The organism is Pseudomonas sp. JUb42 (assembly GCF_024807945.1).
Lineage (GTDB): Bacteria > Pseudomonadota > Gammaproteobacteria > Pseudomonadales > Pseudomonadaceae > Aquipseudomonas.
Genome location: NZ_JANUFD010000009.1, coordinates 1 through 13,963 on the forward strand (window position 1 = coordinate 1; position 13,963 = coordinate 13,963).

Consider the following 13,963-nt stretch of genomic DNA (forward strand, 5'->3'; position numbering starts at 1 on the left):
ACCCGATCCGCGCCATCAGACGCTACTTTGGCCGCGCCCACACGATCCGCACCATCGGCCGCCACTTTCGCAGCGCCTACGCGATCCGCGCCGTCGGACGCTACTTTCGCCGCACCTACCCGATCCGCGCCATCAGACGCTACTTTGGCCGCGCCCACACGATCCGCACCATCGGCCGCCACTTTCGCAGCGCCTACGCGATCCGCGCCGTCAGACGCCACTTTCGCAGCGCCTACGCGATCTGCACCGTCAGACGCTACTTTCGCTGCACCAACACGATCCGCGCCGTCTGCTGCTACTTTCGCTGCACCGACGTGATCTGTGCCATCCGCAGCGACTTTTGCTGCATTGGTATGATCCGATCCATCCGAAGCAACCGCGGTGCGCGCCGCCTTGGTGTTCGCAGCGACATTGGCAGGCTCGTCGGCCACGGCGCTGGTGGTCGTCAATACGGTGCCATGCAGCACGGCAAGGGCGAGGGCAATTCTGGAAAAAGCCTTGTATTTCATGATCGTACTCCAAGAACGCATGTCATTAAGTCATCCAGAGCAACTTGCAACCAGAGACCATGGCAATTGATTGAACGGATTCAAAGTTTATTAAATAACTTCAACTGCTAACTAACGCACCAGAGTGAGGCGTCCATGACAGGCGCTTTATCAGAGGTACGGCAAGTATAGGGCCAATACCAAAAGCAACTTTCCAACTGTAGGACCAGTAGACCCGAAGCGTCGTTCGGCGGTAATTGTACGAAGGTATAAAAATAGCCTTGTGGCTGGAAAGCACCGGTTTAAAGCTGAATCATGGCCTTCGGCCACTTTGAGTCATCATGAGTAAATATGTCCGCGAGGCGATTGGCCAACCCCGCTGCCTCACCACCGACCTCGCTTGCGCAGAACATATGAATTCAACTCAATTAGCCAGGACTTAGTTGATAGCTATTTATTATCGCCTGCGGAAAATCTCGAAAAAGTTCATGGCTGCGCGTAAATGGTCTACCTTCCTAAGCCATCATCCCACCCGCACTGGAGATTCCATGACCGCTCTTCTCGGACACAACTTCATCAACGGTGGGCGCAGCGCCCACGGCGGCGTCAGCCTGCAAAGCCTGGATGCCACCACCGGTGAGGCGCTGCCGCTATCCTTTATGGAAGCGACCCGCGACGAGGTGGACGCCGCCGCCGTGGCCGCAGGCAATGCCTACCCTGCCTATCGCCTGACCAGTGCCGCGCAACGGGCGCTGTTTCTCGACGCAATCGCCGATGAACTGGACGCTCTGGGCGACGAGTTCATTGCCATGGTCTGTCGCGAAACTGCCCTGCCCGCTCCGCGGATCCAGGCCGAACGAGCTCGCACCAGCGGGCAGATGCGCTTGTTTGCCAGCGTCATGCGCCGCGGTGACTTCTACGGTGCGCGTATCGATCGCGCCTTGCCCGACCGCCAGCCACTGCCGCGCCTGGACATGCGTCAATACCACATTGGCCTCGGCCCGGTAGCCGTGTTTGGCGCCAGTAACTTTCCCCTGGCGTTCTCCACGGCAGGCGGGGACACCGCAGCGGCGCTGGCGGCTGGCTGCCCGGTGGTGTTCAAGGCGCATCCAGGGCATATGGCGACCGCCGAATGGGCGGCACTGGCGATTATCCGCGCCGCCGAACGCACGGGCATGCCGGCCGGGGTCTTCAACATGATCTACGGCGGCAGCGTAGGCGCCTGGCTGGTGCAGCACCCGGCGATCAAGGCCGTGGGCTTTACCGGCTCATTGCGCGGCGGTCGCGCCCTGTGCGACATGGCCGCCGCACGTCCGGAACCTATCCCGGTCTTTGCTGAAATGTCGAGCATCAACCCCATGCTGATGCTGCCCGAGGCGCTCAAGGTGCGGGGCGAAAAAATCGCCGCCGAACTGGCGGCTTCGGTGGTACTCGGCGGCGGCCAGTTCTGCACCAAGCCGGGCCTGGTGCTGGGCATTCGTTCGCCAGAGTTCAGTCACTTTCTCGACAAACTGGCCAGCCTGATCGACAACCATGCCCCTCACACCCTGCTCAACGCGGGCGGCCTGTGCAACTTCGCCGACGGTCTCAAACGCCTGGCCGATCACCCCGGCCTGCATCATCGCGGCGGACAATCCCAGCAAGGCGGCCAGGCCTTTGCCCAGGTGTACGAAGCCGATGTCGAGCTGCTGCTCAATGGCGACGAACTGCTGCAACATGAAGTTTTCGGCCCGATGCTGGTCGTCGTCACTGTGGCCGACAGCAGCCAACTGCAGGCCGCTGTACAAAGCCTGCAAGGCCAGTTGACTGCTTCGCTGATCGCCGAGCCCGCTGACTTGCAAGCCTTTGCCCATCTGGTGCCACTGCTGGAACACAAGGCCGGGCGCCTGTTGGTCAACAGCTACCCGACGGGCGTCGAAGTCTGCGATGCCATGGTCCACGGCGGCCCATATCCGGCCACTTCCGACGCCCGAGGCACCTCGGTAGGCACTCTGGCGATCAACCGTTTCATGCGGCCGATATGCTTCCAGAATTATCCGGACTCGCTTCTGCCCGACGCGCTGAAGGACGCCAACCCGCTGGGTATCTCACGCCTGGTCGATGGCGCTGCCAGCCGTGAAGCGTTGATCCGTTCATAGCCCTGTGGGAGCGATCTGTGGAATTCATTCGCGAAACGGCCAGTGCATCCGGCGTATTTCTATCGCCTGAAATAGTGCTTTCGCGAATGAATTCGCTCCCACAAGGACTTGCTCCAACTTCTCTACCACGCGCTGGCTGCGCGACACTGCAGCGTCAGGGATACGGCGAGATATTCTAGAATGTCAGGCTACCGTCGACACAGGTGACCACCGCCCCGCCCACCCAGATATCCTGAGCCGAACGCTGAATATGCACACGGCCCTGACGCCCCATGGCAGCCCCCTGACTGACGACGAAACTGTCCGGCGCCAGACCTTCACTCAGCAGCCACTGGGCAATGCCCGCGTTCAGACTGCCGGTCACCGGATCCTCGGGCATGCCGTCGCCGGGGATAAAGGCGCGAACTTCGAACTGCGCATCAGGGCCATCACGTTGTGCGTCCCAGGGCGCGAATACGCCAATCGCCAAACCTTGCGGCAATGCCGAATAGTCAGGCTGCAAGGCCAGCACTGCCGCGCGGTCTCTCAGCCTGAGGGCCAGCCAGCCGGCGCCATTGTCTACCCAACGCGCGTCCATCAGCGCGTCGGGCATCAGACCCAGACCGGGCAGGATTTGCCCAAGCAGTTGAGCCTCGACCGCCTCGAAACGCAGCAGTGGCGGCGCGGTAAAGGCCAGCTGCGTGCCGTCGCGGCGAATGCGTACCAGACCGATACCGCATTGCTGAATGATCTCTTTGCCTTTTGGCACGCCGCCGTGTTCCAGCCAGGCATGGCAACTGCCCAGGGTCGGATGCCCGGCGAAGGGTAATTCAGTCAGGGTGGTAAAGATCCGCACGCGGTAATCGGCGCGCGGGTCAGTGGGTTCAAGCAGGAAAGTGGTTTCGCTGAGGTTAGTCCAGCGAGCAAAAGCGGCCATGCGCGCGTCATCCAGTTCATCTGCTGCAAGCACCACGGCCAGAGGATTACCGAGCAGAGGCTGATCGCTGAACACATCGACCTGTTTGAAGGGAAGCTGACGCATGAAGTTGGCCTGTGCTGAAAGTAAAGCGGCAAGCTTCCAGCATTGAGCTACAAGCCACAAGCTTCTAACTTGCCGCTTGAGGCTTGCGACTTGCAGCTCTCAACCAAGTGTTGCGCAACTTTAGCGCCTGACTGTAATGCCGGGTTGTCCCGGCGATGCGCTACTGTCGACGCCTGCCCTTTGAGGAGACTGTCATGCTCGATCTCCAGACCCTGCTGCTGTTTACCGGCGCCGTGATGCTGCTGTTGATTTCCCCCGGACCGAGCATGGCGTTCGTGCTCAGCCATGGTTTCAGTTGCGGCTGGCGCGGCGGTATGGCGGCGGCATGCGCGATTGCCGTGGCGGATCTGATATTGACCGTGCTGACGGCGACCGGCGTCACCGGCCTGGTGGCGGCATGGCCGCCGTCCTTCGATATCATTCGCTACAGCGGCGCGCTCTATCTGCTTTGGATGGCGTGGAAGGCCCTGGGCAGCCGCAGCCCTGGCCAGGCCACCGCAGGCGAACCCCTGGCCCTGACGACGGTGTTTACCCGGGCCCTGTTCAATAGCTTGCTCAATCCCAAGGCGCTGCTGTTTTTCCTGGTGTTCCTGCCGCAGTTCGTTGTGCCGGAAAAAGGCCATATTGCCGAGCAGATCATGCTTCTCGGCGCAGTACTGACCCTGCTGGCCTGGATGTTTCATGCGCTGCTGGGGGCGTTTGGCGGAGTGTTTCAGCGCTTGCTGAGCGGTAACGGGCGCTTCTCCCGGCTGCAACCGCGCGTGCTGGCCAGTGTATTGGCGCTATTGGCATTGCGCCTGGCGGTGATGAGTCGTCCTGCATGATATCTGTACATCTGATCCCGAATCATGATCTGGCGAACGCGCACGCTCTACAACCTCAACGGCAAACCTACCCGCCCCAACAAACCGGCCAGTTCCCGCCACGGAAACGGGTCGTCGCGCCCGGCGCTGCAGGCCGGGCGGTGAGTGAAGGCTTCACAGGCCTGACTGGCCGACTGCGAGGCCTGGCATTGGCTACAAATCAGTTGCCCGCGCAGCAATGACCAGCGAAAGGCCCAACTGGCCAGGCGATCACCTGGGCAGACACTTTCGCTCATGGCGGCGGCGATCTCGTTGATCACAGAATTATCGGACATGCCCGTCCTCCCTTCCTTGTCGCGGATTTGACCCTGTTTATGGTCGCAGGTCCGGCCTGCGTCGTGTCGGCTGGATGGGGACAAGGACGGCCATCGAGGTGCACCATTCGGCCAACTACCGGCTCAGGTCACGCGCTCTGGCCGATACCCGGCAAGGTGAAGACAAAAATCGTCTGCCCGGCGCGCCCCTGAAGCATATGCAGCGTGCCTTCCTGGGCACTCATGATCGACTTGCAGATGGCCAGGCCCATGCCCATGCCGGTGGTTTTAGTGGTGAAGAACGCATTGAAAATGTCGTCGGCATGGCCCGCACTGATACCCGGCCCGGTATCTTCGACCGTCACCACCACCTGTCGTCCGGCCTGGACGCTGGACGTGAGGGTCAAGACCCGGTGCGGCGGATCAACTGACAGCATGGCATCAACGGCATTCATCACCAGGTTGTAGATGACCTGCTGCATCTGTACGCCGTCGGCATGCACCTGCATCGGTGATGACTCGAGCAGCGTGTGCACCGACACCAGTTTCTGCTCGATCTCCCCGGCCGTGAGCAACAACACCCGGCCAATCACTTCATCGATCAACAACGGGCTGCGGCTCGACACCTTCTGTTTGGCCAGGGCCTGCAAGGCATGGACGATATCGGCGGCGCGCTTGCCGTCCTTGGCAATATCGTTGAGCCCTTCGAGTGCCTCCTGGACCTCGGGCACCTCGCGTCGCAGCCAGCGCACACTGGCGCTGGCGTTGGAAACAATGGACGCCAGCGGCTGATTGATTTCATGGGCAATGGAAGCGGCCAGTTCGCCCATGATGGTGGAGTGGCTGACCTGGGCCAGCTCACGCCGGGCGTTGCTCAGTGCAGTCTCGGTCAACTTGCGGTCGGTCACGTCCGAGGTAACGCCGACGAAAACCGCCCCTTCCGCTGGCTCACCCAGCGTTTCCAGGTATTTGATCGACTGATCGGGCATTACCGCACGGAAGCCATGGCGGTAGGACTGGCGCGTACGACGGATTCGCTCGAGCCGGGTCTTGAGGCGCGGTCGGTCGTCCGGGTGCACCCGCTCCAACAAAGCCGGGCTGCTCGGTGGATTGTCGGATTTATCAATGCCCCAGATGGCAAACATTTCATCGGACCAGAGCATCTGGTCGGTGGTGGTATCCCATCGAAATGCCCCCGAATGAATGATTTTCTGGCCGATAGCCAACAGCGCCTGAATGTTCCGCAGCTCCGTCTCGGAGTCCCGGCGCCGCTGGTTTTCCTCCAGCACTTGTGCGTACAGGCGCGAGGTTTCCAGAGAAATCGCCGCCTGGGCCGCCAGCAGTTCGATCACCGCGATGCGCGACTGGGTGAAGATGCCGCAGGCCAGTGAGTTCTCCAGGTACAACACCCCGGTGACCTCGCCCTGCTTGAGCAACGGCAGGCAGAGCACCGCACCGCCCGCTGCCGTGCTGAAGAACTTGTCGCCGCCAAAACGCTCATCTTCGATGACCTGATCCAGCGCCACCGACGTGCGCGTGCGGATCACCGTATAGATGATCGACAGCGGCAGCCGGGCGTCGTCCAGGCTGCTGTTGGCCAGCTCGACAATGACTCCCGATTCCCGCGCCTGCCCGGTGGCGACGATCATCGGTACACCCTTGTCGATCAGGATCAACAGGCCGCGACTGGCGCCGGCGTGTACCAGGGTGTTGGCCACCAACAATTCAACCAGCCGGTCGAGGACGATTTCCCGTGACAGGGTCTGGGAGGCCTTGATCACCGAGACCAGATCCAGATATTGCTGGCCTTCGCGCAAGTCGATGGACGAGCGCGAGGTAGTCGGCTGGTCACGCAGATACAGATGCTCGGCCTCAAGACTGCGCACCTTGCCCATGGCGCCCCAGCGCTGGTAGTCCTCCCGGGCGGTGCGGCGGTGGCTGCGGGCCGTCGTCGGCAAGCCCAATTGCTCATGGCAGCGTCCCGCCAGCTCGTGGGCAAGGGCCTTGATATGCACGAAACCGCCCGTGGTAGCCTGGCCAATCGCCGATTCGAACAGACGCATGGCGATCAGCGGCTGGCCCTGGATGCGCGCGACTTCAGCTTCGACGAGCAGCAGCTTGTCGAGAAAACTCAAGGGGTTGAGGTCAGCCCACAGGCGCAACTGCGCCAGATGCGGCTGCAATCGCGCCAGGGTAGCGCCGATATCGTTGATATCGCATAGCGCCGTCAGATTCAGTGCGCTATACATCTGCAATTCCAGCAGGTGGATATGCGCTGGAGTACTCCAGGCCAGGGTAGCCGCGTGCTCCAGCGCCTGCCGGGAATCTTCATGGCGAGCCTCGTAGAACGCCGCCACGCCCTGGAAAAACCACCACCAGAACTGTGCCGGGACCATCTCTCCGGCCATTATCTGCTCGCCCAGCTGCTGCGCTGCTGGCGATGTCAGCAGGTCCCGTTGACCATCAGCCAGCGCTTGGACGAACAGTGCCTGGTTCTTCAAAATATTGCGGCAATCCCCGGCATCCAGCACCTCGGCCAGTGCCTGCCCCTCTTCCAGGCATTGCTGCGCCTGCGCCAGGGGCATGCCCATGACCAGCATCCCGGAAATCCGTTGGTGCGTGACATAACAGGCCAGAGACGTCTTGCCTTCCGCCTGGCTGAACAGCAAAGCCTTTTCCGCGCATTCCTGCGAGAACGCCAGAGGACGGATCCAGACGCTGACCTGCCCCAGCGCCATCAGCACCGCCCCTTCGAACAACCGATAGCCCAGACGATTGACCATGCGCCCGGCCAGTTCGGCGTAACGCATGCCCTGGTCATACAGGCCCAGGCGCTCGGCCAGGCTGACACCGAACCAGGCAATGCCCAGGGAAGACGCCGGACAGCGACCGTGATCCAGGGTGATTTCGACCATGGTGCACAGCACCTGAAACAGCCTGTCGTCGTCAGTGAAGGACGCGGCCATGACCATCCCGGCGAGCAGCCCCATGATCGCTTCGATTCGCGGATCTTGCAGCGGCGGCAGCTCCAGCAACGAGGCAATGCTGCGCCCGCCCATGCGCTGCTCGATCCGGGCAAACGCCTGTCGGGCGTCGAAAGTATCCGCCTCGCCGGACAGCCGGATATCGAACATGCTCAGCCCGAGCAATGCCGCCTCCACGGCCGCGACATATTGACCGGACAGCGACAGGGATTCGACTTTCAGGCCATACAGCGCCGATATTTCCCCCTGCGAGCGGGCGCGCTCAAGCAGTTGGCCGATACAGACGTCCGCTTCTGTGTATTCGCTGCGGCGAATCAGACACTGTATATACAGCAGCTCCACGGCATGACTTTGCGTGTAGTGGCTGTGCCAGCGCGACTCGCTGCCCAGAGCGCGAGCCTGGCGCAGGTACTGCAAGGCAAACGGCAGCGCGGCGGCGTCCCGGGCGCGATGGGCGGCCTTGAGCAGGATGCTGATGAATTCGCTGGTATCGCTTTCGCTCAGGGTGTCGTGGGCGGCCTGGCGAATATGCAGGGCAATGCGAAACAGCACCGCCTGGGGCTCCTGCTGGCTGATACCGCGAATCAACAGGCGGGCAATCCGGGTATGTTCCCTGGCCCGCTGCTCACAGGGGATCAGCAGATAAGCGGCCTCGCGCACGCGATCATGACTGAACAGCAGGCCGGCCTTGTCCTCGATCAACAGCCCGGCTTCCATGGCCGCGACCAGTTGCTTGCGCACGCTACCGATGCGCTGCTCGCTGACGCTGGCAATGTCGGCGTAGTCCGCGCGGCTGCCGAGCAACGCCATCAGCCCCAATAGAGCGCGGGTTGCTTCGGACAGACGACCGATCCGTGCGACCATCAGCTCCACCACGTTGGGCGCTACCGGGAAGCGGCGAATGGCATCGAGGTCCCACTGCCAGCCGGTGCTTGCGCCTGTGGTACTGATCAGCCCCTCTTCGAGCAGCGTGCGGACCAGCTGGTTGATAAAGAACGGATTGCCGCCGCTCTTGAGGTGAACGATATCGCTTAGAGGAGCCAGGGACGGATCGTGCCAGCCCAGCAGGCCGGCCAGCATCGCCCCGGTCGCCGAGGGTTCCAGGCAGGCAAGATTCAACTCGGTGACGGGGCTGGGCCGCTCACGCAGGTCGCTGAGTAATTGGCGGAAGGCATCAGAATGCTCGCAGGACCATTCCCGGTAGGCGCCGATAAACAGGATATGGCGCGGCTGCTGCGCGGCCATGTAGCTGAAGAAACCAAGGGTATCGTCGTCCAGCCATTGCAGGTCGTCGAAAAAGATCACCAAAGGCGCCTGAGGCCGGGCGAAGGCCAGGATGTATTCGCACAGGGCGTCGTTAAAGCGGTTGGCGGCGTCGTGCTTGCTGATCTGCGGGATGCCGGGCAAGGGCCCGGTCATCAGCTCCAGTTCCGGAATCAGCGGCAGCAGCAGGCGACCGTTGCCTGCCAGCCCGCGCAACAGACGTTGGCGCCACATGTCGAGCGTCCGTGGCGACTCCCCCAGCACCCGCAGGAGCAACGCGCGCAACGCCAGGGACAAGGCTGCATAGGGCGTGGTAGTACGGGACTGATCGAACTTGCCGGTCGCCAGCATCACATGACTGCCACCCAGATCACGGTGCAGCCGCCTTACCAAGGCGCTCTTGCCGGTGCCGGTCTGGCCGCAGATCAGCATGATCTCCCCTGTGCCGGTAGTGCTGACCCGAGCAATGCAACGGTGCAGCTCGGCCAGTTGCGCCTCCCTGGCAATCAGGCCCGAGGGAAACAGACGCGTGCCGACGCGCCCGTCCTTGCCCGGCTCGAAAGCACGGATATGCTGGAATTCGCTCCATTGCACCAGGCACAGGCGCAAATCGTCCTCCAGATCCTGGGCGCAGGCATAACGCTCGGCCGGGCTCTTGGCCAACAGCTTGAGAATCACCGCGCTCAAGGGACCGGGAATGTCATCGCGATGCTGCTCGGGCGGGCTCGGCTGCCGGGCCAGGTGCTGATGCAACCATTCGACCGGATCATCGCCCTCGAACGGCAGGCGATGGGTGAGCATTTCATAGAACGTCACGCCCAGGGCGTACAGGTCGCTGCGCTCATCGATCTGGTTATTGACCCGCCCGGCCTGTTCGGGGGACATGTAAGCCAGGCTGCCGCTGATAGCATCGACGGTGCGGGGGCCGGCAATATCCGGGTGGCTGCTGAGCGCAAACGCCGTCAGGCGAATCACACCATCTTCGCCTTCGATGAAATTGCACGGTTTTATATCGTGATGCAGCAGGCCGCTCGCGTGGGCGCGCCGCAAAGCCTGGGTGGCACCGATGGCCTGGCGCAGGAACACCGAGATGGACAGGGTTTCGCTGGCGCTTTCGTGCAGCGAACGACCACCGGATTCGTCCAGGATCAACAACGGCCCATCGGCCGACGACAACAAGGCGGCAGGCACCACGGCCCAGGCCGGGTCGAGGCATTCGCGCATGGCGTATTCGTGCTGAATACGGCGAAAGACATTCTCCGTGGCCGTCGCCGCCGGCCTGATCACCAGCCATTCACGGCTGGCCTGGGGCGAGCGGACTCGATAACGGGCAATCTCGCCGTCGACCAGCAGCAACAGCCAGTCCAGTTGCTGCAACCAGTGCTGGTTGTAGTCAGCGACCTCCCTTCTGCCGGTCATTGCCGCTAGCGACTGAAATGAAGGGAGTTGGCTCATCGGGCTACCTGTGCAGAACGGCTTGGGAGATCGCGGATAATAAAACGTCTGCGGAAAAAGGCTTGGCTAAAAAGCATTGCGCCCCGCCACGCAGGGCCTGGTCAATGGCCTCCTGATCATTATGCGCGGACATGCAAATGACCGCGATGGCCTTGCCCGCATCCTTGAGATGCTGCTGCACCTCAAGGCCCTGCATGCCATGCATGCGCAGATCAAGCAGCACACACACCGCCTGATCCACCGCCGCCGAGGCAAGAAAATCCTCCCCGCAGGCAAAACCCAGCGAGCGGTAGCCTGCGGACCTGAGCAGGTTGCCAAGGCTTTTTCGCACAGAGGTGTCGTCATCGACGATGCAGACCAGGACCATAAACGCATCTTCACGCAGTCATGGCAAGGAAGGTTGCCCACTGGGCGCAGGCATCCGCAGAAGATGCGCTAGCTTGCCGTCCGTGTCGCATCCTTGGTTAGCAGTGTGCGTCCCATTGCGGCGGCGCGTTGGTCTCCCTGTGCTTTTTATATGCCTGGACCTACACAGTTTCTGCAGGGCCAGTTTTAGCCGGGACAAGGACCCGCGAGATGTTCAATCGCGCCACTACTGTCAACTAAAATGGGACAGTTATTAGCTTTTCAGCTACTTTTTGCACTTACCCATGGACATTAACCTTCTCCACATCGACGCCAGACGCGTCAGGCGAGCGCACCACCCTGCTCGCTTCTACCGGAGAAGATCATGCTGACTATTCGCAAGGCATCGCAACGTGGCATCGCCAACCATGGCTGGCTGAAGTCCTTTCATACCTTTTCCTTCGCCCAGTATCACAACCCGCGGGAACAGGGCTTTTCCGACCTACTGGTGATCAATGACGACCGCGTCAGTGCCGGTATGGGCTTCGGTCAGCACCCCCATCGCGACATGGAGATTTTTTCCTACGTGCTTGAAGGTGCACTGGAACACAAGGACACCCTGGGCACCGGTTCGGTCATCCGCCCTGGCGATGTGCAACTGATGAGCGCAGGCAGCGGTGTGGCCCATAGCGAATTCAACCATTCGAAAACGGCGCCAGTGCATTTCCTGCAAATCTGGATCGTGCCTGACGAGCGCGGCGCCAAGCCGCGCTATCAGCAGGAACACTTTACCAAGGAGCAAAAACGCGGGCGCCTGCAACTGATCATCTCGCCCGAAGGCGCCAACGGCTCGCTGAGCGTACGGCAGGACGCGCGCGTCTATGCCGGGCTGTTCGACGGCGACGAAGAGGCCACCCTGACCCTTGGTCAGCAGCGCTACGCCTATGTTCATGTGGCCTGCGGCTCGGTGGAGCTCAATGGTCAGCGCCTGGAAGAAGGCGATGGCGTGCGGGTGCGTGAAGAACAGGTCATCCACTTGAGCGGCGGTATCGATGCCGAGGTACTGGTGTTCGACCTGCGACCGAATGAGTTGCCGCGCATGCCGTGATCGACACTTGCCCATCCCGCCGTTTCCCAACATGATCCCCCGATGACGCAATCATCGGGGATCCTTATGAACGACATCGAAACCCTTGCTCACTGGATGGCCGCCGGCCCCTTCGTGACTCTCACCGGCGCAGGCATCAGCACCCCCTCGGGCATCCCGGATTATCGCGACAGCGAGGGCGTGCGCCGGGGCAAGGCACCGATGATGTATCAGGAGTTCATCGCTGAAGCCGACTCACGCCGGCGCTACTGGGCCCGGGCCATGCTCGGCTGGCCGCGCATTCGCCAGGCGCGTTCGAATATCGCCCATCAGACCCTGGCCCATCTGCAAAGCCAGAAACAGATCAGCGCAGTCATCACCCAGAACGTCGACGCCCTGCACGATCAGGCCGGCAGCCACGACGTGATCGAACTCCACGGCAGCCTGCATCGGGTGCTCTGCCTGGATTGCCGCCAACGCAGCGATCGCCAACTGATCCAGGAACTGATGCAAGCGCAGAACCCTTATCTGGCCGGGGTAGACGCGATCCAGGCACCGGACGGCGACACCCTTCTCGACGCCTCCTTCGAAGCGCGCTTCCGGGTGCCCCATTGCCCCCACTGCAACGGCGAACGCTTGAAACCGGACGTGGTGTTTTTCGGCGAAAACGTTGCCGCCGAGACCGCCGCCAAAGCCATGGCTGCGGTGGAACAAGCCGCAGGGTTGTTGGTGGTGGGGTCTTCGCTGATGGCCTTCTCGGCTTTTCGTTTGTGCCGCCGGATGGTCGATCAAGGCAAGCCGGTGATTGCCATCAATCTGGGCAAGACCCGCGCGGACGACCTGTTAAGCCTGAAGATCGAAGCCAGCTGCGAGGAGGTCCTGCCACTGCTGGCCGAGCAACTGCTGGCAAGGGTGGATTAGCAAAAGTGACTTGAATTGACGTTGTATGACAACGTATAACTACAGGCAAGGCAGCCTCAATAACAACACCCCTGCCCGGGCTCGTGCCTGTTCAGCCTGCAATGCAGCCTGCTGAGCGACACGCCGCCTGGCGCTGACAAGGAGACAATATGAGCGTCAATAAAGGTAACGTCCTGATCTGGGGTCAGATGCATCCCTCGCTGATGCAGGAACTCAACCGCGACTTCACCGCCCACAATCGCTGGGAAATTCCAGACCTGAACGGTTGGCTCGATGAGCACGGTGCAAGCATTCGTGCAGTGGTCACCAGTGGCGTCTATGGCACGGACAACGCCCTTCTCGAGCGCCTGCCCAACCTGGAAGTGGTCACCAGCTTCGGCGTCGGTTACGACGGCACCGATGTCGAGTACCTGAAAAAACGCGGTATCAAACTGAGCAACACCCCCGACGTGCTGAACAATGCCGTGGCTGAAACCGCTTTGGCCCTGATGCTCGACGTGTCCCGACGCATCAGTGAAGCCGAACGCTTCGTGCGCGCCGGTTTATGGCTCAAAGGCAAGTTCCCCCTGGGCTACGACATGACCGGCAAGACCTGCGGCATCGTCGGTCTGGGCAAGATCGGCAAGACCATCGCCAAGCGTGCCGCCGCCTTCGACATGAATATCGCCTACTACCGACGCGGCCAGGCCTATGAAGGCATCGCCTACAAGCACTACGACAACCTGATCGAATTGGCCAGGGCCGCAGACTTTCTGGTGGTGATCGTACCGGGCACCCCGGATACCGAGCGCATGATCAACCGTGACGTGCTCCAGGCCCTGGGGTCCAAGTCGTTCCTGATCAATGTTGCCCGTGGCAGCGTGGTGGATGAGCCGGCCCTGGTGGCGGCCTTGCTGGAAGGGGAAATTGCCGGTGCCGGGCTGGATGTGTTCGCTGACGAACCCAATGTCCCGGAAGAACTGTTCAAGCTCGACAATGTGGTGCTGCTGCCCCATATCGGCAGTGGAACCCACGAAACCCGTCAGGCCATGGCCGATCTGGTATTCGCCAACCTGACCAGTTTTGTCGATAACAAGACCCTGATTACTCCGGTCCTCTCTTAAAGCGCACCAGGGGATGTGAGATTCACCTCCCCTGGCACCTG

At 61.5% G+C, this 13,963-nt stretch carries 10 protein-coding genes; 6 read left to right on the forward strand and 4 right to left on the reverse strand.

The window, feature by feature from the left end:
* Together M2401_RS18410 and M2401_RS18415 are read left to right on the forward strand one after the other, a co-directional pair.
* A partial coding sequence (locus M2401_RS18410) for a hypothetical protein (protein ID WP_259104951.1) occupies nucleotides 1–620 on the forward strand: 620 nt, incomplete at its 5' end.
* Nucleotides 621–1,036: 416 nt separating this feature from the next.
* Nucleotides 1,037–2,626 (forward strand): aldehyde dehydrogenase (NADP(+)), encoded by a 1,590-nt coding sequence (locus M2401_RS18415; RefSeq protein ID WP_259104952.1) that lies wholly within the window; start codon nucleotides 1,037–1,039, stop codon nucleotides 2,624–2,626.
* Between the two features lie 175 nt (nucleotides 2,627–2,801).
* Here the strand turns inward: M2401_RS18415 and M2401_RS18420 are convergent, their stop codons facing one another.
* Complete coding sequence (locus M2401_RS18420) at nucleotides 2,802–3,647, reverse strand: PhzF family phenazine biosynthesis protein (RefSeq protein ID WP_259104954.1); 846 nt, start codon at nucleotides 3,645–3,647, stop codon at nucleotides 2,802–2,804.
* Between the two features lie 194 nt (nucleotides 3,648–3,841).
* Here M2401_RS18420 and M2401_RS18425 point away from each other — a divergent pair, with 194 nt between their 5' ends.
* Nucleotides 3,842–4,471: a LysE family translocator gene (locus tag M2401_RS18425; RefSeq protein WP_259104955.1), complete on the forward strand. Its 630-nt coding sequence runs from the start codon at nucleotides 3,842–3,844 to the stop codon at nucleotides 4,469–4,471.
* Between the two features lie 47 nt (nucleotides 4,472–4,518).
* On the opposite strand, the gene M2401_RS18430 is transcribed toward M2401_RS18425, so the two are convergent.
* The 3 genes from M2401_RS18430 to M2401_RS18440 form a co-directional block, all read right to left on the reverse strand.
* Nucleotides 4,519–4,785, reverse strand: coding sequence for a hypothetical protein (locus M2401_RS18430; RefSeq protein ID WP_259104957.1), 267 nt, complete (start codon nucleotides 4,783–4,785; stop codon nucleotides 4,519–4,521).
* A 128-nt stretch (nucleotides 4,786–4,913) separates the two neighbouring features.
* The gene (locus M2401_RS18435) at nucleotides 4,914–10,466 is read right to left on the reverse strand and encodes an AAA family ATPase (RefSeq protein ID WP_259104958.1); all 5,553 of its coding nucleotides are present in this window, start codon (nucleotides 10,464–10,466) and stop codon (nucleotides 4,914–4,916) included.
* A 4-nt stretch (nucleotides 10,467–10,470) separates the two neighbouring features.
* A complete protein-coding gene (locus M2401_RS18440) occupies nucleotides 10,471–10,833 on the reverse strand; it encodes a response regulator transcription factor (protein WP_259104959.1) in 363 nt (120 codons plus the stop codon).
* A 363-nt stretch (nucleotides 10,834–11,196) separates the two neighbouring features.
* Between M2401_RS18440 and M2401_RS18445 the strand changes: the two genes are divergently transcribed.
* The 3 genes from M2401_RS18445 to M2401_RS18455 all read left to right on the forward strand — a co-directional run bounded on the left by M2401_RS18445 (nucleotide 11,197) and on the right by M2401_RS18455 (nucleotide 13,922).
* The gene (locus tag M2401_RS18445) at nucleotides 11,197–11,919 is read left to right on the forward strand and encodes a pirin family protein (RefSeq protein WP_259104960.1); all 723 of its coding nucleotides are present in this window, start codon (nucleotides 11,197–11,199) and stop codon (nucleotides 11,917–11,919) included.
* Between the two features lie 66 nt (nucleotides 11,920–11,985).
* Entirely contained in the window at nucleotides 11,986–12,819 is an 834-nt protein-coding gene (locus M2401_RS18450; RefSeq protein WP_259104962.1) for an NAD-dependent protein deacetylase, read from the forward strand.
* A gap of 149 nt (nucleotides 12,820–12,968) precedes the next feature.
* A complete protein-coding gene (locus M2401_RS18455) occupies nucleotides 12,969–13,922 on the forward strand; it encodes a 2-hydroxyacid dehydrogenase (protein ID WP_259104964.1) in 954 nt (317 codons plus the stop codon).
* The last annotated feature ends 41 nt before the right edge of the window (nucleotides 13,923–13,963 follow it).

Bases quoted from the DNA above. Each gene is read 5' to 3' on its own strand.
- M2401_RS18415 (WP_259104952.1), top strand. From the start codon at position 1,037: ATGACCGCTCTTCTCGGACACAACTTCATCAACGGTGGGCGCAGCGCC.
- M2401_RS18420 (WP_259104954.1), bottom strand. From the start codon at position 3,647: ATGCGTCAGCTTCCCTTCAAACAGGTCGATGTGTTCAGCGATCAGCCT.
- M2401_RS18425 (WP_259104955.1), top strand. From the start codon at position 3,842: ATGCTCGATCTCCAGACCCTGCTGCTGTTTACCGGCGCCGTGATGCTG.
- M2401_RS18430 (WP_259104957.1), bottom strand. From the start codon at position 4,785: ATGTCCGATAATTCTGTGATCAACGAGATCGCCGCCGCCATGAGCGAA.
- M2401_RS18435 (WP_259104958.1), bottom strand. From the start codon at position 10,466: ATGAGCCAACTCCCTTCATTTCAGTCGCTAGCGGCAATGACCGGCAGA.
- M2401_RS18440 (WP_259104959.1), bottom strand. From the start codon at position 10,833: ATGGTCCTGGTCTGCATCGTCGATGACGACACCTCTGTGCGAAAAAGC.
- M2401_RS18445 (WP_259104960.1), top strand. From the start codon at position 11,197: ATGCTGACTATTCGCAAGGCATCGCAACGTGGCATCGCCAACCATGGC.
- M2401_RS18450 (WP_259104962.1), top strand. From the start codon at position 11,986: ATGAACGACATCGAAACCCTTGCTCACTGGATGGCCGCCGGCCCCTTC.
- M2401_RS18455 (WP_259104964.1), top strand. From the start codon at position 12,969: ATGAGCGTCAATAAAGGTAACGTCCTGATCTGGGGTCAGATGCATCCC.